The following is a 25,306-nucleotide window of genomic DNA, read 5'->3' as shown; positions in this document are numbered from 1 at the left end:
CCGTTCCGGGGGCGGGGGACCGAGCCCGGGGCCGGCCCTCCGAGTCCCCCCGGACCCGTCGGTGCGGCCGAACCCCGGGGGTCAGGGTGCCCGGGTACAGCGGTACAGGGACCGACGTCGCGAGCGCGCGGCCAGGAACACGTTCGCGACGCCGGATCCGTGTACGTCCGACCGTGACGCGTGCAGGGTCGCCACGGGCGGATGGTGCCGGTCGACTCCGCCGGGATCACTCCCGGCGTCGCCTTCCGTGACCACGATCCTGCGCGACGTACATGACCGGGGTGTTTCGCGGACCGGGCGCTCGTGTAACGAAACGGTGTCACCCTCGGAGGCGCAGCCCCTTTGGCGTGGCGTGGAATCCGGCGGCCTCCAGGGCCTTGCCCAGCGAAGAGGTCAACACCTCGGCGCCGTCGGCCTTCTCCACCGTCAACTTGCCCAGCGCGCCCGCGCGCACCGCGGCGGCCAGCGCCTCGGCCGCCGGGCCGACCCGGTCCGGGTCGTCGGTCCAGGACAACAGCGTGCGGCCGCCGCGCTCGATGTACAGGATCGGCTCGCCGTCGAGCAGGATCACCAACGCACCGGCCTTGCGGCCCGGCCGGTGCCCGCCCGCGGCCTCCCCGGGCCGGTCCGGCCAGGCCAGCGCGGCGCCGTACGGGTTGGCCGGGTCGGCGGCGGCCAGCACCACCGCGCCGGGCAACTCGTGCGGCTCACGGCGCTCGCTCGCACCCTGCAACGCACGCAGCCGGTCCACCGCGCCGTCGGCGGCGAACTGGGCGGCGCCCAGGCCCTCGACGAAGTAGCCCCGGCGGACCCGGCCGCCGTCCTCGAACACGCTCAGCACCTTGTAGGCGGCGGCGAAGCCGCCGGGGCTGCCCTCGGCGACCACCGCGCCGCGGGTGACCACGCCGTGCCGGTCCAGGAGCGTCTCGGCCAGCGCGTGCGCCCGCCGGGTCGGATCGGGCTCGGGCGCGGGCGCCAGCGACCAGCGGCCGGCCACGGTCGGCGGCCCGCCGCGAACGGGCGCCACCGGCCGTCCCCGGCTCAGCCCCGCGTACCGCCCGCGCGGGGTCGCCCGCCGGGCCCGGTGCGCGGTCGAGCCGGACGTGCGTCCCGAGCCGAGCAGCGCGCGCAGCGGGGTCAGCGTGTCGCCGGTGACCCGCCCGGACCACACCAGGTCCCACAGCGCCTCGGCGATCGCCGCCTCGGACGCCGGCGTCGGCAGATCCAGCCGCTCGGTCAGCTGCCGGAAGAACAGCGCGTAGCCGCCCGTCAGCGCGGCCAGGATCGCGCTGTGCAGCGACGTGGTCTCCAGCGGAACCGGCGGCGGGAGCAGATAGGGCGCGGCGTCCGCGAGGTAGAGCGAGAGCCAACCGTCCTTGCCCGGCAGCGCGCCGTGCCCGGCCCACACCACCTCGCCGGCCGCACACAGCTCGTCCAGCATCGCGGGGTGGTAGTCGATCACCCGCGAGGGCAGCACCAGCTTCTCCAGTGCGGAGGCCGGCACGCTCGCGCCCTGGAGCTGCTCGATCACCCGGATCAGACCGTCCGGGCCGCGGACCCCGCTCGCACCCACGCCCTGCCACACGGTCAGGAACCGGGCCAGCGCGACCGGCGGCACCGGCTCCACCTCGTGCCGCAGCGCCGCCAGCGAGCGCCGGCGCAACATCCGCAGCACCTCCGCGCCGCACCACTCCAGGCCGGAGCCGCCCGGGCGGAACTCGCCGGAGACCACCTGCCCGCCCGCGGCCAGTCGCTCCAGCGTGCCCGTGGTCACCGCGACCCCCAAGCCGAAGCGGGCGGCGGCCTCGCCCGCCCGGAACGGCCCGTGCGTGCGCGCGTGCCGGGCCAGCAGGTCGCCCAGCGGATCCTTGACCGGCTCGGTGAACGCCTCGGGCACGCCGACCGGCAGGGGAGTGCCCAGCGCGTCGCGCAGCCGGCCGGCGTCCTCGATGCCCGCCCAGCGCTCCTCGCCCGCGATCCGCACCCGGATCACCCGGCGGGAGTTTTCCAGGCCGGTCAGCCACCCGGCCTCGAACGCCTCCGTGGCGCGCGCCGCGACCTCGGCCGTGGTCAGCGGCCCGAGCAGGCGCAGCAGGTCGGCGACCCCCTCCGCGTCGCGCACCCGGCGGTCCTCGGCGAGCCGCTGCAACTCGGCCTCGGTGCGCGCCAGCACCTCCGGGTCGAGCAGTTCGCGCAGCTCGGCCTGGCCGAGCAGCTCGGCCAACAGCCGCGAGTCCAGCGCCAGCGCCGCCGCACGCCGTTCGGCGAGCGGCGAGTCGCCCTCGTACATGAACTGCGCGACGTAGCCGAACAGCAGCGAGCGGGCGAACGGCGACGGCTCGGTCGTGGTGACCTCGACGATGCGCACCGCGCGGGTGGCGATGTCGCGCATCAGGCCGGTCAGACCGGGCACGTCGAACACGTCCTGGAGGCACTCGCGCATCGTCTCCAGGACGATCGGGAACGAGCCGTACTCACTGGCCACCGCGAGCAGCTGGGCCGAACGCTGACGCTGCTGCCACAGCGGCGTGCGGCGGCCCGGCATCCGGCGCGGCAGCAGCAGCGCCCGGGCCGCACACTCGCGGAAGCGGGACGCGAACAGCGCCGAGCCGCCCACCTCGGCGGTCACCAGCGGCTCCACCTCGGCCTCCTCGAACACCGCGAAGTCCGACGGCAGCGCACCGGCCGCGAGGTCGTCGGGCATTTCGCCGAAGGGGTCGCCCGAATCCGGCAGCCGCAGCACGATGCCGTCGTCGCCGTGCATGGTCTGCACGTCCAGACCGGTGCGCTCGCGCAGTCGGGCCGAGATGGCCAGCGCCCACGGCGCGTGCACCTGGGCGCCGAACGGCGAGTGCACCACGACCCGCCAGTCGCCCAGCTCGTCGCGGAAGCGCTCGACCACGATCGTGCGGTCGTCCGGGATGTGGCCGCAGGCCTCGCGCTGCTCGCCCAGGTAGCCGAGCAGGTTGTCCACCGCCCATGGATCCAGGCCCGCGGCGGCCACCCGCTCGCGCGCCCGCTCCGCCGGCAGCGCGCCCACCTCGCGCACGAAGGCGCCGAGCGCGCGGCCCAGTTCCACCGGCCGCCCCAGCGCGTCGCCGTGCCAGAACGGCAGCTTGCCCGGCACCCCGGGGGCGGGCGAGACCAGCACCTTGTCGTGGGTGATGTCCTCGATCCGCCACGACGAGGTGCCCAGCGTGAACACGTCGCCCACCCTGGACTCGTAGACCATCTCCTCGTCCAACTCGCCGACCCGCGACTTCGCGTCGCCGGCGACCAGGAACACGCCGAACAGGCCGCGGTCGGGGATGGTGCCGCCGGAGGTGACCGCGAGCCGCTGGGCGCCCGGGCGGGCGGAGAGCACGCCGCCGACCCGGTCCCACACGATCCGCGGGCGCAGCTCGGCGAACGCGTCCGAGGGGTAGCGGCCGGCGAGCATGTCCAGGGTCGCCTCGTAGGCCGACGCGGGCAGCGCGCTGAACGGCGCGGCCCGGCGGATCAGCGCGAGCAGCGCGTCCACGTCGCGGTCCTCGACCGACACCATCGAGACGATCTGCTGGGCGAGCACGTCCAGCGGGTTGCGCGGCCCGCGCACCGACTCGATCGCGCCCTCGCGCATGCGCTCGGTGACCACCGCGGTCTGCACCAGGTCGCCGCGGAACTTGGGGAAGATCACGCCCCGCGAGATCGCGCCGACCTGGTGCCCGGCCCGGCCCACCCGTTGCAGGCCGGAGGCCACCGAGGGCGGCGACTCGACCTGGACGACCAGGTCCACCGCGCCCATGTCGATGCCCAGCTCCAGGCTGGAGGTGGCCACCACGGCGGGCAGCCGGCCCGCCTTGAGGTCCTCCTCCACCTGGGACCGCTGCTCCTTGGACACCGAGCCGTGGTGGGCGCGCGCGAGCAGCGCGGGCGCGCCCCGATTGCTGCCCGCCTGCGCCATCAGCTCGGCCGGCGAGGAGTCCTTGGGCAGCTCCTCGCCGGTGGCCCGCTCGTAGGCGATCTCGTTCAGTCGGCCGCACAGTCGCTCGGCCAGGCGGCGCGAGTTGGCGAACACGATGGTCGAGCGGTGCGCCTGGATCAGGTCGACGATGCGTTCCTCGACGTGCGGCCACACCGACGTCTTGCGCTCGTTGCCGGCCTCGTCGAAGTCGCCGCTGCCGGAGCCGAGTTCGCCCATGTCCTCGACCGGGACCACGACCGAGAGCTCGAAGGTCTTGGTGGCCGGCGGCTGGACCACGTGCACGTCGCCGGTCGAGCGCATCCAGCGGGCCACCTCCTCGACCGGGCGCACGGTCGCGGACAGGCCGATCCGGCGCGCGGGGCGCTCCAGGAGTTCGTCCAGTCGCTCCAGGCTCAGCGCCAGGTGCGCGCCGCGCTTGGTGCCGGCGACCGCGTGCACCTCGTCCACGATCACCGTGTCCACCCCGCGCAGCGCCTCGCGGGCCTGCGAGGTGAGGATCAGGAACAGCGACTCGGGCGTGGTGATCAGGATGTCCGGCGGCTTCGTGGCGAAGCGGCGTCGATCGGCGGCCGGGGTGTCGCCGGAGCGTACGCCCACGGTGACCTCGGGCTCGGGCAGGCCCAGGCGCACGGACGCCTGCCGGATGCCGGTGAGCGGGCTGCGCAGGTTGCGCTCGACGTCGACCGCGAGTGCCTTGAGCGGCGAGATGTACAACACCCGACAACGCCGGCGCGGGTCGGCCGGCACCGGCTCGGCGGCGAGCCGGTCCAGCGCGGACAGGAACGCCGCGAGCGTCTTGCCGGACCCCGTCGGCGCGACCACCAGCGCGTCCTTGCCCTCGGCGATGGCGCGCCAGGCGCCCTCCTGGGCCCGGGTCGGCGCGTGGAAGGCGCCGGTGAACCACTCCCGGGTGGCGGGAGAGAAACCGGCCAGGACCGAAGCGGGGTCGTCATGTGGCATAACTCCCCATGGTGCCGCGTGGCTCCGACATCCGCGTCGCGCGACGAGCGGGCGACCGCGGGAGTCGGCGCTACCGGGATACTGGTCGCATGGGACTCACCGACTTCTGGCGACGCATGCGCGCCCACTTCGGCGACTCGTACGCCGAGTCCTTCGCCCGTGACCACGTGATGTCCGAGCTGGGCGGGCGGACCGTGCACGAGGCGTTGGCCGCGGGCATCGAGGCCAAGGACGTCTGGCGCGGGGTGTGCGTCTCGATGGACCTGCCGACGACCAAACGGGCCTGACCCCGGACCCCTCCCAGGCAACACCGGGCAATACCCGGGCATGCTCGGCGGCATACCGGGCGGACACAGCGTGACGCTCTAGTCTCTTTCTGTCATTCACACGCATCGCGACACGTGGTGCGGGAGAGCACAGGGAGCCCATGTGACCACACCCGACACGCCCGCCGCGCAGGACGCCTCGCGCGAACGGATGCCGTCGTGGTTGCCGCGGGCCGTGTTCGTGATCCTGGCGATGATCGCGGGCTTCCGGCTGCTCGGCTGGACGCTGGCGCACCTTCGCTCGCTGCTGATCGACCTGCTGCTCGCGTTCTTCCTCGCCCTGGCCTTCGAGCCGGCCGTGGACCGGTTGGCCCGGCGCGGCATGCGGCGCGGGGTGGCCACCGGCATCGCGTTCGTGGTGGTCTTCCTGGCCTGCGCCGGTTTCCTGGCGGTGGTGGGCTCGCTGCTGGTGGACCAGGTGGTCGCGTTCGCGCACCACCTGCCCGACTACCTGGACGACCTGGTCGGGTGGGTGAACCGCACGTTCGACACCGACCTGACGGTGGAGAAGATCCAGGGCGACATCTTCAAGGACTCGGGCACCGTCCAGAACTACGCCGAGCGGGTGGCGAACAACGCGCTCGGCCTGTCCGCCAAGATCGTGGCCGGCCTGTTCGAGTTGTTCACCATCGCGCTGTTCACCTTCTACTTCACCGCCGAGGGCCCGCGGATGCGCCGCGCGGTGTGCTCGCTGCTGCCGCCCGAGCGGCAGGCCGAGGTGCTGCGCGGGTGGGAGATCGCGATCGACAAGACCGGCGGGTATCTGTACTCGCGCGCCGCGCTCGCGCTGATCTCGGCGCTCGCGCACTATGTCGCGTTCCTGGTGCTCGACCTGCCGTACGCCGTCCCGCTCGCGCTGTGGGTCGGGCTGATCTCGCAGTTCGTGCCGACCGTGGGCACCTACATCGCGATCGTGTTGCCCGCGCTGATCGCGATGACGGTGAGCCCGTTGACCGCGGTGTGGGTGGTGCTGTTCGCCACCGCCTACCAGCAGTTCGAGAACTACCTGCTGCTTCCGCGGGTCACCGCGCGCACGGTGGAGATCCACCCGGCGCTCGCGTTCGGCGCGGTGATCGCCGGCGCCGCGCTGCTGGGCGCGGTGGGCGCGCTGATCGCGATCCCGATCGCGGCCACCGGCCAGGCCTTCGTGGGCAGCTATCTGCAGCGCTACGAGATCCCCGAGCACCGCCTGACGCCGGACGAGACCCGACCCCGGCGCCGCCCGGGCCCGCTCACCCGGATGTGGCGGCGCGCCCGGGACGGGCGGCGCCGCGCCGACCCTCAGGACCAGAAGCGGAACAACCGGTAGCCGTCGCTCGCCAGGAACGGCGACACGTCCAGCGCGTCGGTGATGTGGTCGATCACGTCGTAGAACCAGCCGTTGACCGACGGCGACCACAGCAGCGCGAACAGGAACAGGATCGCGTAGGGCGCGTACGGCGCGATCGCCCGGCGGAAGTCGTACGGCAGCCAGGGCTCGATCACCCCGTAGCCGTCCAGGCCGGGCACCGGCAGCAGGTTGAGCACCGCGGCGATCACCTGGAGCTGGATCAGGAACGAGAACGCGGCGGTGAAGGTGGGGCTCGCGCCGTCCACCGCGCCGGAGGACAGCAACAGGGCGAGGGCGATCGCCAGCACCGCGTTGGTCAGCGGCCCCACCGCGGACACCAGGCTGTTGCGGACCCGGCCGCGGATCGCGGAGCGGTCCAGGTAGACCGCGCCGCCGCTGAGCGGGATGCCGCCGAGCAGTACGAAGATCGTGGGCAGGATGAAGGACAGCAGCGGGTCGCTGTACTTGAGCGGATCCAGGGTCAGGTAGCCCTTGCCCACCACGCTGTCGTCGCCCGAGCGCAGCGCGGCGAACGCGTGCGCGAACTCGTGCAGGCACAACGACACCAGCCAGCCCGACATCACCAGCAGGAAGACCCCGGTCCGGGTGGCCGCCTCCGAGCTGCCGTCGTCGTGCCACGTGTACCAGGTCGACGCGGCGCAGACCGCGACGATCGCGAGGAAGATCGGGCTCGGCCGCACGTGGCGCAGCGAGCCGGCCGCGGGGCTGCGGCCGTAATCTCCGTAGGGGTGCGTCACGAACTGCTCCAGGTGCGGGATGGGGCCGTACGGCCGTTCGATCGTACGGCCCCGTCCGGGCACGCGGTCCGGGCACTCAGTGGAACGTGTGCTCCGGGCCCGGGTAGACGCCGCCGACCACTTCGCCCGCGAACGCCTTGGCCGCATCGCCGAGAGCGCCGCGCAGGTCGACGTACTGCTTGACGAACTTGGCCGTGTGACCGGTGGTCATGCCGGCCATGTCGGTCCACACCAGCACCTGGGCGTCACACCGCACGCCCGCGCCGATGCCGACGGTGGGTATCTCCAGCAGGTCGGTCACGCGCGCGGCCAGTTCCTCCGGCACACACTCCAGGACCACCGCGAACGCGCCCGCGGCCTGCATCGTCTTGGCGTCCGCGATCAACTGCTCGGCGCTCTCCGCGTCCCGGCCCTGTACCCGGTAGCCACCGAAGGCGTGCACCGACTGCGGGGTGAGCCCGAGGTGGGCCATCACCGGTACGCCCGCGGCGACCAGCGCCTCGACCTGACGCGCCGAGCGTTGTCCGCCTTCGAGCTTGACCGCGCCCGCGCCGGCCTCCTTGAGCAGCCGCACGCCGTTGCGCAGGGCCTGCTCGGGTGATTCCTGATACGAACCGAACGGCAGGTCGGCCACGATCAGCGCACGCTTGGTGCCGCGCACGACCGCGCCGGTGAGCATCACCAGCTGGTCCAGGGTGACCGGCACGGTGTTCTCGTAGCCGAGATGGTTGTTGCCCGCGGAGTCGCCGACCAGGAGCACCGGGATGCCCGCGTCGTCGAATACCGAGGCGATCGTCGCGTCGTACGCGGTGAGCATCGGCCAGCGCTCGCCGGCCCGCTTCGCGCGGGCGAGGTCGCGCACGGTGACCCGGCGCCCGGTGCCCTCGCCGCCGTACAGGGTCAGTCCCGGACCGTCGGTCGAAGTGGCTGCCGACTGCGGGGAATTGTTGCTGGACATGGTGTTCTCCCGACTCGAGGCGCTCGGACGGCGTCCCCGGACAACGCCATGGTGACACGCGCCGTTACAGGACAACAGGGGAGTCGGACGCCGGATTCCGAGTGATCGCCCGGGCCGGCATTTGCCGAGGCTTTGCAATACGAGACGGTCTCGTTTCGTAAATTGCCCCTAGCCTGTGAGGCAACCAGAACAAGTCTCACGTGTCCGATGAATCGAGCTTCACCCGTGACTTCAGCGAACGTTCCCACCGCGCGCACGGTCGACGAGCACATACATCGCCGCCGCTGGGCCATCCTCGGCGTGCTGGTGATCAGCCTGCTGGTCGTCGTCCTCGACAACTCGATCCTCAACGTCGCCATCAAGACGATCGCCGATCCGGAGAAGGGCCTGGGCGCCACCCAGAGCGAACTCCAGTGGGCGATCAACTCCTACACCCTCGTGTTCGCCGGCCTGCTGTTCACCGCCGGCATCCTGGGCGACCGCTTCGGTCGCAAGCGCACCCTGCTGTTCGGCATGGTGATCTTCGGCCTCGCGTCGCTGCTCTCCGCCTACTCGCAAAGCCCCGGGCAACTGATCGCCGCCCGCGCGGTGATGGGCTTCGGCGGCGCCTTCGTGATGCCGGCCACCCTGTCCATCATCAGCAACGTGTTCGAGCCGCACGAGCGGCCCAAGGCGATCGGCATCTGGTCCGGCGCGGTGGGCCTGGCGATCGCGATCGGCCCGATCACCGGCGGCGCGCTGCTCGACCACTTCTGGTGGGGCTCGGTCTTCCTGATCAACGTCCCGATCGTGCTGGTCGGCATCGTGGCGATGCTGCTCCTGGTGCCGGACTCGCGCGACCCCAAGCCCGGCCGACTCGACCCGATCGGGGTCGCGCTGTCCATCGCGGGTCTGGTCTCGCTGGTCTACGGCATCATCCGCGGCGGCGACGCAGGCTGGGGCAGCGTGGAGGTGATCGGCACCATCGTGCTCGGCCTGCTGATCCTCGGCTTCTTCGTGTGGTTCGAAAAGCGCAGCGACCACCCCGCCCTGGACGTCAAGTTCTTCCGCGATCCGGCCTTCTCCGCCGCGGCCGGCGCGATCGGCCTGGTGTTCTTCGCGCTCATGGGCGTGACCTTCTTCATGGCCTTCTACCTGCAGAGCGTGCGCGGCTACACCCCGCTGCAGACCGGTCTGCTGCTGCTCCCGCTGGCGGTCGCGCAGCTGATGTTCTCGGCGCGCAGCTCGGGGATGGTCAAGCGGTTCGGCGTGCGCGCGGTCACCACCGGCGGCATGCTCGTGGTCGGCCTGAGCTTCCTGGCCTTCCTGGCGATGGACCGCACCTCGCCGATCTGGATCCTGTGCGTGGTGTTCTTCTTCCAGGGCGCCGGCATGGCGCACGTGATGCCGCCGGCCACCAACTCGATCATGTCCTCGCTGCCGCGCGAGAAGGCCGGCGCCGGCTCCGCGGTCAGCAACACCGTGCGCCAGGTCGGCGGCGCGCTCGGCGTGGCGATCCTGGGCTCGGTGTTGTCCTCGGTCTACCGGGACCGGATCTCCGGCGACCTGGACAAGCTCCCGCCGAACGTGCCCAAGGGCCCGGCCGGCGACTCGGTCGAGGCGACGCTCGCGGTGGCCGGCCGACTCGGCGACGAGGGCGCGGCGCTCGTGGACCCGGCCAAGGACGGTTTCATCGACGCCATGCACGCGGCCTCGATCGGATCCGCCGTGGTGGGGCTGATCGGTGCGGTCGTGGTGTTCCTGTGGATGCCGCGCCCCGAGGCCGGGCAGACTGCCCCCCGGGCGGGCGCAGTCGAGCCGTCCGCCGAGGAACAGCGCTCCGCGAAGGTCTGACATGCAGCCTGCGACATCCGCATCAGCGGCCGTACCCCCGGTCGACCCCACGGCCGAACCCCCGGTCGACCCGGTGGCCGCCCCCGGCGCGGTGGACAAGCCGCGCCGGGGCCGGCCGCGCAGCGAGGAGGCCGAACGGGCAATCCTGGACGCGACGCTGCGCCTGCTCGACGAACACCGCAGCATCGCCGCCATCTCCGTCGAGGCGGTGGCCCAGGAGGCGGGGGTGGGCAAGGCCACCATCTACCGCCGCTGGCCCGGCAAGGAGGCGCTGATCGTCGCGGCCGTGGAGGCGGCCGAGGCGATGCCGGCGGTGCTCAAGGGCCGATCGCTGCGCGAGGATCTGGTCCTGGTCCTGGAGCACATGCGTCTCCAGGCCGTCGACAAGCGCGGCGACGGGCTGATGGGGATGCTCACGGGCGAGATGCGCAGCCATCCCGAACTGCACCGGCGCTATCACGAGGTGGTCGTGGAGAAGCGCCGGGCGATTCTGCGCGGCCTGCTGCAACGCGGGGTGGATTCCGGCGAACTGCGTGCCGACCTGCCGATGGAGGTCCTGATGGACCTGGTCACCGGCCCCATACTGGTACGCAAGCTCGTACGGGAGAACGCAAGTCTGGAGCCGGAGCTGCCGGGGCAGATCGCGGATGCGCTGCTCGGCGGGATTCGTGCTCGCTCCTGAGCCATAGGGAACCTATCGGCCGCTTTCCGGCGTCCGTTTCGACGTAGGCGACGTTTTGTTCGTACGTTGACGCGGACACATCCGGGACGCGAACCCGGGACTTCAGGAGGCAGCATGACGTGGCCCACCACGACGGACACCGGAGCCGAGCCGCAACCGGCCGGCGACGGGAGTCCGCGGCGCGGGTCACGATGGTCGTGGCAGCGAATCCGCGAGGATGCGGTCCGTATCTGGCGCACCCCGCCGTGGCGGCGCGGCCGGGTGATCGCGGTGTTCGCGGTGCTGGCCACCCTCCCGCTCGCGTTCCACCGGCTGGTGCCCAACACGCCGGGCAACTGGGGCAGCTTCGTGGAGACCTTCCTGCCCTGGGCCGGTCTGGTCGTCCCGGTGCTGCTGGTCTGCGCGGCGATCCGTCGCTCGTGGACCGCGGTCGCCGCGACCATGTTGCCGATCCTGGTCTGGGTGACCATGTTCGGCGGATTCTTCCTGCCCGGCCGCGGCGGCGGCCCGCACGACCTGCGGGTGGTCAGCCTCAACGTGAACGCGGGCAACCCGGACCCGGCCGGCACCGCCCGCTCGCTGCTGGGCGCGAACGCGGATGTGATCGCGCTGGAGGAACTGCCCGAGGGCGCCTGGAAGCTGTACAACGCGGTGCTCAAGGACCGGTACCCGAACGTGCAGCACGAGGGCACGGTCGCGGTGTGGACCACGGCGGGCTTCCCGATGGACAAGGCCGAGGCGGTCGACGTCGGGATGGGCTTCACCCGCGCGCTGCGCACGATGATCAAGACGCCCAAGGGCGACGTCGCGTTCTACGCCGTGCACCTGGCGTCGGTGCGCTTCGGCCCGAGCGGCTTCACGGTCGGCGACCGCAACCGTACGATCGGCGCACTGGCCCGGTCGCTCGCGGTCGAGACGGCGCCGCACGTGGTGCTGGCCGGCGACCTGAACGGGACCACCGACGATCGCGCGCTGCAGCCGATCACCGGATACCTGCGGGACGCGCAGGACGCGGCGGGCACCGGGATGGGCTTCACCTGGCCCGAGTCGTTCCCGATGGCCGCGATCGACCACATCATGTACCGCGGGATGGCCGCCGCGGATGCCCGGGTGCTGGGCAGCACGCCGAGCGACCACATGCCCGTCCTGGCGGATCTGCGACTGCGCTGAACCGAAACGCGAGGGGCCCGACCGGATCGGTCGGGCCCCTTCGCGTGCCCTTGTCGCCTCGTGCCCGCCCGCGCGTGTTCGTGCGCCCTCGGGTGGATGTGCGGGCGCGCGTTCAGCCGCTCTCGCGCCACCGGTTGGTGATCGGCAGCCGCCGGTCCCGGCCGAATGCCTTGAGCGAGATCTTGGTACCCGGCGGGTACTGCCGACGCTTGTACTCGGCGGTGTCCACCAGGTGGAGGATGCGGTCCACCATCGCCGGCTCGAAGCCTGCGGCCACGATCGCGTCGCGCCCGATGTCGCGCTCGACGTAGTCGTCCAGGATGTCGTCGAGCAGGTCGTACGGCGGCAGCGAGTCGGCGTCGACCTGGCCCGGGCGCAGCTCGGCGCTCGGCGGCTTGGTGATCGAGTTGACCGGGATGGGCGCCACCTCGCCGCGCCGCTCGGCCTCCGCGTTGCGCCAGCGCGCCAGCCGCCACACCACGGTCTTGGGTACGTCCTTGATCGGCGCGAACCCCCCCACCGCGTCGCCGTAGAGCGTGGAGTATCCGCAGGCCAGCTCGCTCTTGTTGCCGGTGGCCAGGACCAGATGGCCCTCCTGGTTGGACAGGCCCATCAAGGTGGTGCCGCGCACTCGGGCCTGGAGGTTCTCCTCGGCCAGGCCGGTCAGTGCGAGCGCGCCCAGGTAGGCGTCCACCATCGGCGCGATCGGCACCTGGCGGTAATTCAGCCCGATCCGCTCGGCGGTGTCGGCCGCGTCGTCCTTGGAGTGTTCGGAGGAGTAACTGCTCGGCATCGAGATGCCGTACACGTTCGCGCCACCCACCGCGTCCGCCGCGATCGCCGCGACCAGGGCCGAGTCGATCCCGCCGGACAGGCCCAGCAGCACCGAACCGAAGCCGTTCTTGACCACGTAGTCGCGCAGCCCCAGGACCAGCGCGCCGTAGATCTCCGCGTCGTCCGACAGGGCGGGTGCGATCGAGGGCTCGGCCGCGGGTGCGGGCACCGGCGCGGCGTGCTCGGTGACGATCACCTGCCGGATGGTCAGGCCGTCGGCCACCACGTCGCCGCCGCTGTACACGCTGTCGTCGACGGTGCGCTCGGGCAGGTCCAGGTCGGCGATCAGCAGTTCCTCGCGGAACTGCGCGCCGCGCGAGAGCACCCGTCCCTCGGCGTCCACGATCAGCGAGTCGCCGTCGAAGACGAGTTCGTCCTGACCGCCGAAGGCATTGACGTAGGCGAGGGTGCAATCGGCCTCGCGGGCGCGGCGGCGGACCAGTTCCAGGCGCGAGTCGTCCTTGCTGGCCTCGTACGGCGACGCGTTGATCGACAGCAGCAGGCCGACCCGCGCGGCGCGTGCGGCGGCCACCGGGCCGCCCTCCTGCCACAGGTCCTCGCAGACCGCGATCGCGATGTCGACCCCGCCGATCCGGGTGACCAGGAGTCCATCGCCCGGGACGAAGTAGCGGTACTCGTCGAAGACGCCGTAGTTGGGCAGGTGGTGCTTGGCCGAGCGGGCCACGATCCGGCCGCCGTGCAGCACCGCGACCGCGTTCTGCGGGGCCCCGGCCGGGCGGCCCAGCCGGGGCGTGGACACCGCGCACCGGTCCAGATGGCCCACCACGACCGCGATCTCGCCCAGCCCCTCGGCGGCCAGCCGGGCCGCGAGCGCCTCCACCGCGAGTCGGGAGGCCTCGACGAAGGACGACCGCAGGGCCAGATCCTCGACGGGGTAACCGGTGAGCGCCATCTCCGGGAACGCCACGAGCGACGCGCCGCGGTCGGCGGCCTGCCGGGTGCGGCCGAGGATCAGTTCTGCGTTGCCGTGGAGATCGCCGACCGTGGGGTCGATCTGGCTGAGGGCGATGCGAATCCGGGTCACCCGACTCAATGTACCCGACCCTTGGCGTCAAAGTGACGAATAGTGGGGCGGGTGTCGACGGCGCGCCGTGCGGACCCCGTCCCGGATGCGATGGCGGCTGCTCGGCCGGCCGGAAAACCGCAGGCGAACGGCGGGCGAAAGCCGTTTGTTCGAGCAGGCCCGGGGCTCGGCGGCAAAGCACTCGGGCGATACCCTGGGCACAGTTCACCACCGGGCCCCGACGGCTCGCCCGACGGGATCCCCGGAGGGTGCGACGCCGCGCGAAAAGGTATCCCGCAGGTCGCCCATGGAGCGGTTCTCGGGGTACAGGACCACGGGAGTCACGCGAGCACGGCGGTACCCGTGTGCGAGCAGGAGTGCAACGCAAAGGGTACGTAATGTGCCCGAAACCCTGAAGCGGGATACTCGTGTGCCCCGCAGTGCCCCTGCCGATCGCTCACAGGCCGTCCGACCTGCAAGGATAGGGAATTATGGATAAGCAGCAGGAGTTCGTGCTCCGCACCCTGGAGGAGCGCGACATCCGGTTCGTGCGGCTGTGGTTCACCGATGTGCTCGGCTTCCTGAAGTCGGTCGCGGTGGCTCCGGCCGAGCTGGAACAGGCCTTCGCGGAAGGCATCGGGTTCGACGGCTCGGCGATCGAGGGATTCGCCCGCGTGCACGAATCCGACATGTTGGCGAAGCCGGATCCGGCCACGTTCCAGATTCTGCCGTGGCGGGCCGAGGCGCCCGGTACCGCGCGGATGTTCTGCGACATCCTGATGCCCGACGGCTCGCCGTCCTTCGCGGACCCGCGCTACGTGCTCAAGCGCACCCTGGAGCGGGCGTCGGAGAAGGGCTTCACCTTCTACACGCACCCCGAGATCGAGTTCTTCCTGTTCAAGGAGAAGCCGGTCGACGGGCGCCCGCCGACCCCGGTGGACCACAGCGGCTACTTCGACCACACTCCGCAGCCGGTCGGCCAGGACTTCCGCCGACAGGCGATCACGATGCTCGAGAACATGGGCATCTCGGTCGAGTTCAGCCATCACGAGGGTGCGCCGGGCCAGCAGGAGATCGACCTGCGCTACGCGGACGCGCTGAGCACGGCGGACAACATCATGACCTTCCGCCTGGTGGTCAAGGAGGTCGCGCTGGAGCAGGGCGTGCACGCGTCCTTCATGCCCAAGCCGTTCTCCGAACACCCGGGCTCGGGCATGCACACGCACCTGTCCCTGTTCGAGGGCGATCGCAACGCCTTCTACGAGGCCGGCGCCGAGTACCAGCTCTCCAAGGTCGGCCGCTCGTTCATCGCGGGCCTGCTCATGCACGCGGGCGAGATGGCCGCGATCACGAACCAGTGGGTCAACTCGTACAAGCGGCTGTGGGGTGCGTCGGCGCGCACCGCGGGCATGGGCGGCGAGGCACCCTCGTACATCTGCTGGGGGCACAACAACCGCTCCGCGCTGGTGCGGGTGCCGATGTACAAGCCCACCAAGGGGCAGTCCACCCGGATCGAGGTGCGCCAGATCGACTCGGCGTGCAACCCCTACCTGGCCTACGCCGTGCTGCTCGGCGCCGGGCTCAAGGGCGTCGAGGAGGGCTACGAACTGCCCGCCGGCGCCGAGGACGACGTGTGGGCGCTGACCGACGCCGAGCGCCGCGCACTGGGCATCGCACCGCTGCCGCAGAACCTGGCCGAGGCGATCGCGCTGATGGAGCGCAGCGAACTGCTGCCGGAGATCCTCGGTGAGCACGTCTTCGAGTTCTTCCTGCGCAACAAGCGGCACGAGTGGGAGGAGTACCGCCAGCAGGTGACCCCCTTCGAGCTGAAGCGGTACCTGCCGGTGCTCTGAGCGCACCCGTCGCCCGCGGGCGAGCGCGACGCGAACGGCCCGACCCCGGCGTGGGGTCGGGCCGTTCGTCGTCGGGCAGCGCGCGGGTGCTCACGTCATCGGCGGGCCGAGCAGTTCCAGGATGTAGCGGACGTAGGCGTCCTTGTCCTCGCCCTGGGGCAGCAGTTGCGGCGCACCCCGGCGGATCAACGCGATGCCGACGGTCATCGTCAGCGCGGTCAGCGCGTGCCGGTAGGCGGCGTCGGCGGGCAGGCCGAGTTCCTCGGTGAGGCGGGCGCCGAACTCCAGGCGGCGGCGGGTGACCTGCTCCAGGATCGGGCCCACCACCGGGTGTTGGGCGTGGATCAGCAGCGTGGTGGTGATGTCCGCACCACTGGGTGCGGTGAACGCGTACTCGGTGAGCCGACGGCCGCGCTCCGCCGGATCCTCGATGCGTTCGGCCGCGGCCATCAGTTCCTCGGACTCGGCCATCCAGCGCTCCAGAGCGGCCTGGATGAGCGAGTCGCGATCCTTGAAGTGCCAGTAGAAGCTGCCCTTGGTGGTGCCGAGGCTCTCCGCGAGGGGTTCCACCGCGACCGCGCCCAGGCCGCCCTCTCGCATCGCCTCCAGGGCGGCCCGAGCCCAGTCCTCTCGGCTGAGGGTGCGGCGGCCGGGGCGAGCGGGCCGTTCCGGTTCGTCGTCTGATTGAACCCTCTCCGAGGGAACACCGTTGCGCATGGCACCTACGCTAACGTAGGGTGACGTTCCGTACGGTGGCGTATGGCGGCTCGTTGCTACGGAGGCCTCTTCGGGCCGTGGGACGGACGGCTCGCAGAGTGGAATCGTCGTCCGCCACCGGGCAAGGGCGCGCCGCATTCGAGTTCGCCGCGGTCGGGGGGCTCGGCGAGCCCCGTGCGGCGCGTCCACATTCCCAGTTCCGTTCTTGATCGATCAGCCGTTTGACCGGATACGCTCGGCCGGTGACCTCTGTGGATCAGCCTCGCGAACCGGCGGCCACCGACGGGCGCCTGGTCCGGCTCGGCTTCACCGACATCGCGGCCGCCGCGCGCCACCTGCGCGACCCGGCACTGCTCGGCGCCGGGGACGACTCGCTCTTCCTGGACGCGCTCGCCGCCACCGCCGACCCCGACCTCGCGCTGCTCGGCCTGGTCCGGCTCGCCGAGGCCGCCGCCGACCGCTCCGTCCTGCTGTCCACACTCGCCTCGGCGAAGCCGTTCCGGGACCGGATACTGGGCGTCCTGGGCGTGAGCGCGGCCCTGGGCGACCACCTCGCGCGCCACCCCGACGACTGGCGCACCCTGGTCACCTACGACGTGCAGGACGCCCGGCCCACACCGGCCTACTTCCACGCCGTGCTCACCACCGCCACCGCCGGCCTGCGCGGCGACCCGGCCCTGGACGCGCTGCGGATCGGCTACCGGCGCTGCCTGCTCTCGATCGCCGCCCGCGACGTGTGCGGCAGCGCCGACGAGCCGACCGTGGCCACCGAACTCGCCGACCTGGCCGGCGCCACCCTGGACGCCGCGCTCGACCTGGTCCGGCGCGAACACCCGGTCGAGGCCGAGCAGTGCCGGCTCGCGGTGATCGGCATGGGCAAGTGCGGCGGACGCGAACTCAACTACATCAGCGACGTGGACGTGGTCTTCGTCGCCGAGGCGCCCCCCGGCGTGCCCGAGGGCGTCGCGGTCGCCGCCGCCAACCGGCTGGCCGGCGCGCTGATGCGGGCCTGCTCGGCGACCACGATCGAGGGCTCGATCTGGGAGGTGGACGCCAACCTGCGCCCGGAAGGCCGCAACGGCCCGCTCACCCGCACCCTGGCCAGCCACCTCGCCTACTACGAACGCTGGGCCAAGACCTGGGAGTTCCAGGCCCTGCTCAAGGCCCGCCCGGTGGCCGGCGACGCGGCGCTGGGCCGCAAGTACCTGGACAGCGTGTCCCCACTGGTGTGGACCGCCGCCCGCCGGGAGAACTTCGTCGCCGACGTGCAGGCGATGCGCCGCCGCGTCGTGGACAGCATCCCCGCACGCGAGGTGGAACGCGAGGTCAAGCTCGGACCCGGCGGCCTGCGCGACATCGAATTCGCGGTCCAACTCCTCCAGCTGGTGCACGGCAAGTCCGATCCGGCGCTGCGCTGCGGCGCCACCCTGGACGCGCTCGCCGCGCTGTCCGCGGCCGGCTACGTGGGCCGCGACGACGGTGCCGCGCTGGACGCCGCGTACCGCTTCCTGCGCACGCTGGAGCACCGGATCCAGCTCTTCCGGCTGCGCCGCACCCACCTGATGCCGACCGACCCGGGCGAACTGCGCCGGATCGGCCGCTCGATGGGCATGCGCGCCAACCCGGTGGGCGAGTTGGAGAAGGCCTGGAAGCAGCAGACGGTGGAGGTCCGCCGACTGCACGAGAAGTTGTTCTACCGGCCGCTCCTGGACGCGGTCGCCCGGCTCAAGGCGGGCGAGCAGCGGCTGACCCCGGAGGCCGCACGGGCCCGCTTCGAGGCCCTGGGGTACGCCGACCCGGCCGCCGCGCTGCGCCACCTGGAGGCGCTCGCGTCCGGGGTCAGCCGGCGCGCCTCGATCCAGCGCACGCTGCTGCCGGTGATGCTGAGCTGGTTCGCCGACTCGGCGGATCCCGATGCCGGGCTGCTCGCCTTTCGACAGGTCTCCGACGCGCTCGGCAACACGCACTGGTACCTGCGGCTGCTCCGCGACTCCGGGGCGGGTTCGTCGGGCGCGGCGGCCGAGTACATGGCCCGGGTGCTCGCGTCCGGGCGGCTGGCGCCGGATCTGCTGCTGCGGGCGCCCGAGGCGGTGGCGATACTCGGCGACGTGGACGGGCTGCGGCCGCGCTCGCGGGCGGCACTGGAGACCGAGATCCTGGCCGCGGTGGGACGTGCGCCGGGGCCGGAGAGCGCGGTGCAGGCGGCGCGCAGCGTGCGTCGCCGCGAGTTGTTCCGGATCGTCGCGGCCGACGTGCTGGGCCGGCTGGACGTGGACGCCATCGGCAAGGCGCTCACCGATGTCAACGCGGCGACGCTGACCGGTGCGCTCCAAGCCGCGATAGACGCGTGCGAGCGCACGATGGGGCCGATCCCGACCCGGATCGCGATCATCGCGATGGGCCGGTTCGGCGGCTACGAGCAGGGCTACGGCAGCGACGCGGACGTGATGTTCGTACACGAACCGATCGAGGGCGCGCAGGAGGAAGCCGCGACCAGGGCCGCACACGGCGTGTGCCACGAGGTGAGCCGGCTGTTGCAGATCCCTTCCACGGACCCGCCGCTGTTGATCGATGCCGACCTGCGGCCCGAGGGGCGACAGGGCCCGCTGGTACGCACGTTGGCGTCCTACCGGGCGTACTACGAGCGCTGGTCCAAGCTGTGGGAGAGCCAGGCGCTGCTGCGCGCCGACTTCACCTCAGGGGACGCCGACCTGGGTCGGCGGTTCCTGACCATGGTCGATCCGCTGCGGCACCCGTGGGGCGGGATCGACGACGCCCAGGTGCGCGAGATCCGCCGGATGAAGGCCCGGATCGAGTCCGAGCGGCTGCCCCGCGGCGCCGACCCGACCACGCACACCAAGCTCGGGCGCGGCGGGTTGGCCGACGTGGAATGGGTGGTCCAGTTGTTGCAACTGCGGCACGCGCACGCCGTGCCCGCGTTGCGGGTGACCGGCACCCGGCAGGGCCTCGCGGCGGCCCGGGACGCGGGACTGCTCGACGGACACGACGCACAAATCCTGGACGACGCGTGGGTCGGGGCCACCCGGGTGCGCAACGCGGTGATGATCGTGCGCGGCCGGTCCTCGGACAGCTTCCCGACCGATGTGCGCGAGCTGGGCGGGGTGGCCCGGCTGCTCGGCCACCCGTCGGACGAGACCGGCAGCCTGATCGAGGAGTACCGCCGGGTGACCCGGCTCGCCCGGGTCGTGGTGGAGCGGGTGTTCTACGGCGAGGACGAGACTTCGACGGGCTCGCGCTGAGGCTGCTCGCGCCGTGCGTCGTCGTCGGGCGGCGCGCCCGGGCCGCCCACACCCGCATGCGCGCGCTCGGGCTCGGCGGGTCGACCACCGGGCTCGGGAGCCGCGCGCGGATCGTCCGGCGGGTACTGCGGGAAGCGGTACGCGGAGCGCCCGTTGAGCAGGCACTGCAGGCCGAAGGCCACGGCGAGGGTGATCCAGCCGCCGACCGCGTCGAGCACGAAGTGGTTGCCGGTCGCCACGATCACGAACAGGGTCGCGATCGGGTACAGCACCCCGAGCACCTTGACCCACATCGGCCGGGCGAACATCACGATCGCCATCGCGCACCACGTCGACCAGCCGATGTGCATCGACGGCATCGCGGCGTACTGGTTGGAGACGTTCTTCATGTCCCCGGATGCCATCGAGCCCCACGTGTGGTGGACCAGGACGGTGTCGATGTAGCCCGCGCCCGGCAGCAGCCGCGGTGGGGCCAGGGCGAAGAAGAAGTATCCGAACAGCGCCACGCCGGTGGTCAGGAACAGCACCGTGCGCACGGCTCGGTAGCGGCCCGGATGCCGGTGGAAGAGCCACACCAGGACGCCGATGGTCACCACGAAGTGCAGCGTCGCGTAGTAGTAGTTCATCGACACGATCAACCATGTGACGCCGTTGACGGCGTGGTTGACGCTGTGTTCGATGTCGATGTGCAGCGCATGTTCGAGATCGAGCAGTTGCCTGGCGCGGTCCACGGCGAGATGCTCCCGCTCGGGCACCGCGTTGCGGATGAGTGAGTAGACCCAGTAACTCAACGCGATCAACGCGAGTTCGACCACGAATCGAGGCCGACGCGGCGTGCTCAGATAGGCACGCAATCGAGACCGCGGATGGGCCTTCGTGGGGATTGACTGCATGGTTGTCCGTCCGGCTTCGTCGGTCACCCGTCGCCCCGACGGCGGCATGGTCTCTCGGCTCGGAATGCCCCCCATGGGTCAAGTCTGCCAGAGCCCGTGCTTTCGCCGATCACCCTGTAGGGCCATCCAAGGGTGATCTTCTCCTTCTCCGGGGGGAGGAATCGGACTTCTCGTCGGATGGTGCACGGGGTGCCGGGGTGGGGTCTCGTGCCCTGTGGGGCGCCCGGGGATGGCGGCTGGGTCTCGCGATCGCGAGGCGGGGCGGATGTGCGAGCGCCGCCCTCCGGGGGTGTGGAGGGCGGCGCTCGGCGTGTTGTCGTCGCTTCGGGTGTGGTTGGCGATTCTGGTGTTGTCGTCGCTTCGGGTGTCGTCTGCGGCTCGGGTGTCGGCCTCGGGTCGGGTGTCGATCTCGGTTCGGTGTCGTTTTCGGTTTCGGTGCCGTCTTCGGTTCCGGTGGGGTCGGTGGCCTCGGCCGGGGTCATCGGGCCGGGGCGTGGTCAGTGGGTCGAGAGGGGCTCGGGGGAGTCGTCGGCGGAGGCGGCCGGTGCGGCTGCGGTGGGCGCCGGCTTGCGCAGGGTGGCGGCGGCGATCAGGGCGCCGGCGGCGGCGATCGCGGCGGCGCCGAGGAAGGCCGCCGAGAAGCCGTCGGTGAGGGCGGCGGGGTTGCCGACCTCCCGGGCGCCGTGTGCGGCGGCGACGGCGGTCATGGCGGCCAGGCCGAGCGCGGAGCCGATCTGGTAGCTGGTGTTGACGATGCCGGAGGCGAGGCCGCCCTCCTCGGGACGGGCGCTGGAGATGGCCGTGCCGAGGGAGGGGATGAAGGCGAGGGCCATGCCGGCGGCGGCGAGCAGGGACGCGGGCAGGACGTCGACCCAGTAGTTGCCGTCGGCGCGGACGAAGGACAGCCACAACATGCCACCGGCGAGCGCGGCGAGACCGGCGACCACGAGCGGGGCCGGGCCGAAGCGGGCGATCAGCCGCGGAGCGAGCACGATCATCATCACCATGATGGCGACGGTCATCGGCAGCAGCGCGGAGCCGGAGGCGAAGGCGCCCAGGCCGAGGACCTGCTGAAGGTAGAGGTTGAGGAAGAACCACATCGGGATCCAGGCGCCCGCCATCAGCAGCTGGGCGAGGTTGGCACCGGCGAGGCCCGGCGTACGCAGGATGCGCAGCGGCATCAGCGGCTCGGCCCGCTTGCCCTGGAGCAGCAGGAACAGGGCGGTGAGCGCGATGCCGGCGGCGAGCACGAGGAGTGTCTCGGCCGAGGTCCAGCCGGTCTCCGGGGCCCGGACGACGGCGTACACGACGGTACCGAGGCCGGCGGTGACGGTGATCGCGCCGAGGATGTCGATGCCGCCGCGGCGGGCGGGGGCGTCGGGCATCAGCGCCGGGGTGGCGACGAGGGCCAGGATCGCGACCGGGATGTTGATGTAGAAGACCCACGGCCAGCTGGCGTACTCGGTGATCAGGCCGCCGAGGAAGACGCCGGCCGTACCGCCGGCGGGGGCCGCCGCGCCGTACAGCGCGAAGGCCTTGGTGAGCTCCTTGGGGTTGCCGCCGAAGAGCATCATCAACAGGGTCAGGGCCGAGGGCGCGATGAGCGCGGCGCCGACACCCTGCACGGCGCGACCGGCGAGTTCGACCCAGACCTCGTCGGCGAGGCCGGCGGCGAGTGAACCGGCGCCCAGGACGGCCCAGCCGGCGCTGAACATGCGCTTGGCGCCGAACAGGTCGGACAGCCGCCCGCCGAGCAGGAGCAGGCCGCCGAAGGCGACCACGTAGGCGTTGAAGACCCAGGACAGGTTCTCCTGTGAGAAGCCGAGATCGGTACGCATCTCGGGCAGCGCCACGCCGATGATCGACGTGTCCATGATGACCATGAACTGGGCAAGCGCGATCAGCGCGAGCGCCGACCAGCGCCGTGGGTTGGGTGCCGCCTGCGATTGGGACATGGTGATCACTCCGTAGATACGCGTGGGGGGTATCGAGCGATCAGGAACATACCCTAGGGGGGTATCGACACGCCAGGGGTCGGGAGCAAAAATACCTCACGGGGGTATCCGCTAGGTCGGTTGTGGCAACGAAATCGGCCCTGCCCCCCGCCGAATGCGGGGGGCAGGGCCGTTCCGGACCAGGCAACCGCAGCTTCGATCACGCCGGCGCCCGATGTACGACCTCGTCCGGCTGCAACCACGAGCGAGGCGCACACGAAGAAGGCCGTCGACCGCGCTCTGGAAGCAGCGGTCGACGGCCTTGTCCTTCGGGGGAGCGCTCTCGCCCTCCCGGGCTGCCTGGAGGGTAAACCTGCAGGTCGGCGGTGCTTCGACTTAAATGTCGAAGTAGAGCTCGAACTCGTGCGGGTGGGGGCGCAGGCGGACCGGGTCGATTTCCTTGGTGCGCTTGTATTCGATCCAGGTGTCGATCAGGTCCTGGGTGAACACGCCGCCTTCGAGGAGGTACTCGTGGTCGGCTTCCAGGGCGTCGAGGACCTCGGCGAGGGTGCCGGGGACCTGGGGGACGGCCTGGTGCTCGTCGGGGGCCAGTTCGTACAGGTCCTTGTCGACCGGCTCGAGCGGCTCGATCTTGTTCTTGATGCCGTCGAGGCCGGCCATCAGCTGGGCGGCGAAGGCCAGGTACGGGTTGGCCGACGGGTCCGGGACGCGGAACTCGACGCGCTTGGCCTTCGGGTTGCTGCCCGTGATCGGGATGCGGATGCAGGCCGAGCGGTTGCGCTGCGAGTAGACCAGGTTGACCGGCGCCTCGAAGCCCGGGACCAGACGGTGGTACGAGTTGACCGTCGGGTTGGTGAAGGCGAGCAGCGACGGGGCGTGCTTGAGCAGGCCGCCGATGAAGTAGCGGGCGGTGTCGGACAGACCCGCGTAGCCCTGCTCGTCGTAGAACAGCGGCGAGCCGTCGGTCCACAGCGACATGTGGCAGTGCATGCCCGAGCCGTTGTCACCGAAGATCGGCTTCGGCATGAAGGTCGCGGTCTTGCCGTTGCGCCACGCGACGTTCTTGACGATGTACTTGAACAGCATCAGGTCGTCGGCCGCGGCCAGCAGCGTGTTGAACTTGTAGTTGATCTCGGCCTGGCCGGCGGTGCCCACCTCGTGGTGCTGGCGCTCGATCTCCAGACCCGCGGCCTCCAGCTCCAGGGAGATCTCCGCGCGCAGGTCGGCGAAGTGGTCGACCGGCGGGGTCGGGAAGTAGCCGCCCTTGTAGCGGACCTTGTAGCCGCGGTTGTTCTCCTCCGCACCGGTGTTCCAGGCGCCCGCCTCGGAGTCGATGTGGTAGAAGGACTCGTTCGCGCCGGTCGCGAAGCGCACGCTGTCGAACACGTAGAACTCGGCCTCGGGGCCGAAGTACGCCGTGTCGGCGATGCCGGTGCCGGCGAGGTAGCGCTCGGCCTTCTTCGCGACGTTGCGCGGGTCGCGGCTGTACTCCTCATCCGTCAGCGGGTCGTGGATGAAGAAGTTGATGTTGAGCGTCTTGTCCTTGCGGAACGGGTCGAGCCGCGCCGTGGACAGGTCGGGGCGAAGCGCCATGTCCGACTCGTGGATCGCCTGGAAGCCGCGGATCGAGGATCCGTCGAATGCCAGCGTCTCGGTCGGGTCGAACGTCTTCGCCGGGACCGTGAAGTGCTGCATCACGCCAGGCAGGTCGCAAAAACGGACGTCGACGAACTTGACGTCGTTGTCGGCGATGTATCGCGACACCTCTTCGGCGTTGTTGAACATCAATCCTCCTCGACCCGGCGCCAGGCGCGGGTAGTTGCGTTCGCGGGGAGCGGCCTCCTCCCCGGTGGCCACTAGGCCTCGAAGGTAGGCGGGAGCGGTTTCCCGTCGGTGTCCCTCGTGTTTCCGGGATGTTACGCACACACCCGTACGGTCTAGCCCGTCTTGCCTGGATGCATGCCCATGATCAACCCGACCACGCGCACCCCGGGGCGGGCGAATCGGCCCGGCTCGTCTACTTTGGAGTGGTGGACGAGAACACGACCGCATCGCGGAACCAGGCCCCCGGGACGGCGGGCGAAGACTTCGGCTACCGCGGCAAGCGTCTCGGGCTGCCCGAGGACGGGCCCAATTCGTTGGCACCGACCGGGCGCAGGCTGATCGCCCTGCTCATCGACTGGGGCATCTGCTACGTCATCGCGCTGTCCTTCCTGGGCGGCGGCGACCTCAACGACCCCGGGACGAGCTGGGGCACCCTCGCCCTGTTCGCCGCCGAGAACCTGTTGCTGGTGAGCACGATCGGCTGGACCTTCGGCAAGCGCATCATGGGCATCCGGGTGGTCTCGGTCACTCGCGACACGCTGTTGCCGCTCGCGGTCGTGGTGCGCACGTTCCTGCTGTGCCTGGTGATCCCGCCGGCGATCTACGACCGGGACGGGCGCGGGTTCCACGACAAGGCGGTCGGCACCGCGGTGGTGCGTGCGTAGTTCGTAACACGGCGGGAGCGGGCGCGACGACCCGTGACACCGCGCGACGCCTCCGCGGCAAGCACCTGCCCAACGAGTACCCCTCCGCAACGAGGACCTGCGCAACAAGCACCTCCGCGGCAAGGCACGCCGGCGGAACGGCACGCCGGCGGAAACGGCGGGACAGCGGAAAGAGCGGCGGGGGGGCGGGGGGGGGGGGCCCCCCCCGGGGGGGGGGGGGGGGGGGGGGGGGGGGGGTGGGGGTGGGGGGGGGGGGGGGGGGGGCCGCGCGGGGAGAACACCGCGGGGCCCCCGCGCGGC

At 71.5% G+C, this 25,306-nt stretch carries 16 protein-coding genes; 8 read left to right on the top strand and 8 right to left on the bottom strand.

What is annotated here, in order from left to right:
- Positions 1-319: 319 nt before the first annotated feature.
- On the bottom strand, positions 320-4,924 hold the full coding sequence (locus ACFZBU_RS08605; RefSeq protein ID WP_391582737.1) for an ATP-dependent helicase: 4,605 nt from the start codon (positions 4,922-4,924) through the stop codon (positions 320-322).
- Between the two features lie 89 nt (positions 4,925-5,013).
- Between ACFZBU_RS08605 and ACFZBU_RS08600 the strand changes: the two genes are divergently transcribed.
- Both ACFZBU_RS08600 and ACFZBU_RS08595 read left to right on the top strand, forming a co-directional pair.
- The gene (locus ACFZBU_RS08600) at positions 5,014-5,211 is read left to right on the top strand and encodes a DUF3046 domain-containing protein (RefSeq protein WP_360304842.1); all 198 of its coding nucleotides are present in this window, start codon (positions 5,014-5,016) and stop codon (positions 5,209-5,211) included.
- A gap of 142 nt (positions 5,212-5,353) precedes the next feature.
- Entirely contained in the window at positions 5,354-6,559 is a 1,206-nt protein-coding gene (locus ACFZBU_RS08595; RefSeq protein WP_391582736.1) for an AI-2E family transporter, read from the top strand.
- Here the strand turns inward: ACFZBU_RS08595 and ACFZBU_RS08590 are convergent.
- On the bottom strand, positions 6,532-7,338 hold the full coding sequence (locus tag ACFZBU_RS08590) for a site-2 protease family protein (protein WP_391582735.1): 807 nt from the start codon (positions 7,336-7,338) through the stop codon (positions 6,532-6,534). The two genes, ACFZBU_RS08595 and ACFZBU_RS08590, sit on opposite strands and share 28 nt — an antisense overlap.
- A gap of 76 nt (positions 7,339-7,414) precedes the next feature.
- The gene (gene panB, locus ACFZBU_RS08585) at positions 7,415-8,296 is read right to left on the bottom strand and encodes a 3-methyl-2-oxobutanoate hydroxymethyltransferase (RefSeq protein WP_391582734.1); all 882 of its coding nucleotides are present in this window, start codon (positions 8,294-8,296) and stop codon (positions 7,415-7,417) included.
- Positions 8,297-8,503: 207 nt separating this feature from the next.
- Here panB and ACFZBU_RS08580 point away from each other — a divergent pair, with 207 nt between their 5' ends.
- The 3 genes from ACFZBU_RS08580 to ACFZBU_RS08570 all read left to right on the top strand — a co-directional run bounded on the left by ACFZBU_RS08580 (position 8,504) and on the right by ACFZBU_RS08570 (position 11,981).
- A complete protein-coding gene (locus tag ACFZBU_RS08580; RefSeq protein ID WP_391582733.1) occupies positions 8,504-10,129 on the top strand; it encodes an MFS transporter in 1,626 nt (541 codons plus the stop codon).
- A 1-nt stretch (position 10,130) separates the two neighbouring features.
- Positions 10,131-10,811: a TetR/AcrR family transcriptional regulator gene (locus tag ACFZBU_RS08575; RefSeq protein WP_391582732.1), complete on the top strand. Its 681-nt coding sequence runs from the start codon at positions 10,131-10,133 to the stop codon at positions 10,809-10,811.
- A 114-nt stretch (positions 10,812-10,925) separates the two neighbouring features.
- A complete protein-coding gene (locus tag ACFZBU_RS08570; RefSeq protein WP_391582731.1) occupies positions 10,926-11,981 on the top strand; it encodes an endonuclease/exonuclease/phosphatase family protein in 1,056 nt (351 codons plus the stop codon).
- A gap of 112 nt (positions 11,982-12,093) precedes the next feature.
- Here the strand turns inward: ACFZBU_RS08570 and ACFZBU_RS08565 are convergent, their stop codons facing one another.
- Positions 12,094-13,860, bottom strand: a complete 1,767-nt coding sequence (locus tag ACFZBU_RS08565; RefSeq protein ID WP_391582730.1) for an NAD+ synthase — start codon at positions 13,858-13,860, stop codon at positions 12,094-12,096.
- 470 nt (positions 13,861-14,330) lie between these two features.
- Here ACFZBU_RS08565 and ACFZBU_RS08560 point away from each other — a divergent pair, with 470 nt between their 5' ends.
- Positions 14,331-15,692: a glutamine synthetase family protein gene (locus ACFZBU_RS08560; RefSeq protein WP_020553044.1), complete on the top strand. Its 1,362-nt coding sequence runs from the start codon at positions 14,331-14,333 to the stop codon at positions 15,690-15,692.
- Between the two features lie 90 nt (positions 15,693-15,782).
- Here ACFZBU_RS08560 and ACFZBU_RS08555 read toward each other — a convergent pair whose 3' ends face one another.
- The gene (locus ACFZBU_RS08555) at positions 15,783-16,409 is read right to left on the bottom strand and encodes a TetR/AcrR family transcriptional regulator (protein ID WP_391582729.1); all 627 of its coding nucleotides are present in this window, start codon (positions 16,407-16,409) and stop codon (positions 15,783-15,785) included.
- Positions 16,410-16,651: 242 nt separating this feature from the next.
- On the opposite strand from ACFZBU_RS08555, the gene ACFZBU_RS08550 reads away from it, so the two are divergent.
- Positions 16,652-19,669, top strand: a complete 3,018-nt coding sequence (locus tag ACFZBU_RS08550; protein ID WP_391582728.1) for a bifunctional [glutamine synthetase] adenylyltransferase/[glutamine synthetase]-adenylyl-L-tyrosine phosphorylase — start codon at positions 16,652-16,654, stop codon at positions 19,667-19,669.
- Here ACFZBU_RS08550 and ACFZBU_RS08545 read toward each other — a convergent pair.
- The 3 genes from ACFZBU_RS08545 to glnA all read right to left on the bottom strand — a co-directional run bounded on the left by ACFZBU_RS08545 (position 19,633) and on the right by glnA (position 24,302).
- On the bottom strand, positions 19,633-20,562 hold the full coding sequence (locus ACFZBU_RS08545) for a phosphatase PAP2 family protein (protein WP_391582727.1): 930 nt from the start codon (positions 20,560-20,562) through the stop codon (positions 19,633-19,635). The two genes, ACFZBU_RS08550 and ACFZBU_RS08545, sit on opposite strands and share 37 nt — an antisense overlap.
- 497 nt (positions 20,563-21,059) lie before the next feature.
- Entirely contained in the window at positions 21,060-22,517 is a 1,458-nt protein-coding gene (locus tag ACFZBU_RS08540) for an MFS transporter (RefSeq protein ID WP_391582726.1), read from the bottom strand.
- A gap of 375 nt (positions 22,518-22,892) precedes the next feature.
- On the bottom strand, positions 22,893-24,302 hold the full coding sequence (gene glnA / locus ACFZBU_RS08535) for a type I glutamate--ammonia ligase (RefSeq protein WP_391582725.1): 1,410 nt from the start codon (positions 24,300-24,302) through the stop codon (positions 22,893-22,895).
- A gap of 245 nt (positions 24,303-24,547) precedes the next feature.
- On the opposite strand from glnA, the gene ACFZBU_RS08530 reads away from it, so the two are divergent.
- Positions 24,548-25,006, top strand: a complete 459-nt coding sequence (locus ACFZBU_RS08530) for an RDD family protein (RefSeq protein WP_391582724.1) — start codon at positions 24,548-24,550, stop codon at positions 25,004-25,006.
- The last annotated feature ends 300 nt before the right edge of the window (positions 25,007-25,306 follow it).

The organism is Embleya sp. NPDC008237, assembly GCF_042956465.1.
GTDB lineage: Bacteria > Actinomycetota > Actinomycetes > Streptomycetales > Streptomycetaceae > Embleya.
This window is presented reverse-complemented; position numbering and strand designations above follow the sequence as displayed.

Excerpts from the sequence above, each read along its gene's own strand:
- panB (WP_391582734.1), bottom strand. The coding sequence starts at position 8,296 with ATGTCCAGCAACAATTCCCCGCAGTCGGCAGCCACTTCGACCGACGGT.
- ACFZBU_RS08545 (WP_391582727.1), bottom strand. The coding sequence starts at position 20,562 with ATGCAGTCAATCCCCACGAAGGCCCATCCGCGGTCTCGATTGCGTGCC.
- glnA (WP_391582725.1), bottom strand. The coding sequence starts at position 24,302 with ATGTTCAACAACGCCGAAGAGGTGTCGCGATACATCGCCGACAACGAC.
- ACFZBU_RS08560 (WP_020553044.1), top strand. The coding sequence starts at position 14,331 with ATGGATAAGCAGCAGGAGTTCGTGCTCCGCACCCTGGAGGAGCGCGAC.
- ACFZBU_RS08575 (WP_391582732.1), top strand. The coding sequence starts at position 10,131 with ATGCAGCCTGCGACATCCGCATCAGCGGCCGTACCCCCGGTCGACCCC.
- ACFZBU_RS08555 (WP_391582729.1), bottom strand. The coding sequence starts at position 16,409 with ATGCGCAACGGTGTTCCCTCGGAGAGGGTTCAATCAGACGACGAACCG.
- ACFZBU_RS08600 (WP_360304842.1), top strand. The coding sequence starts at position 5,014 with ATGGGACTCACCGACTTCTGGCGACGCATGCGCGCCCACTTCGGCGAC.
- ACFZBU_RS08605 (WP_391582737.1), bottom strand. The coding sequence starts at position 4,924 with ATGCCACATGACGACCCCGCTTCGGTCCTGGCCGGTTTCTCTCCCGCC.
- ACFZBU_RS08570 (WP_391582731.1), top strand. The coding sequence starts at position 10,926 with ATGACGTGGCCCACCACGACGGACACCGGAGCCGAGCCGCAACCGGCC.
- ACFZBU_RS08580 (WP_391582733.1), top strand. The coding sequence starts at position 8,504 with ATGAATCGAGCTTCACCCGTGACTTCAGCGAACGTTCCCACCGCGCGC.
- ACFZBU_RS08540 (WP_391582726.1), bottom strand. The coding sequence starts at position 22,517 with ATGTCCCAATCGCAGGCGGCACCCAACCCACGGCGCTGGTCGGCGCTC.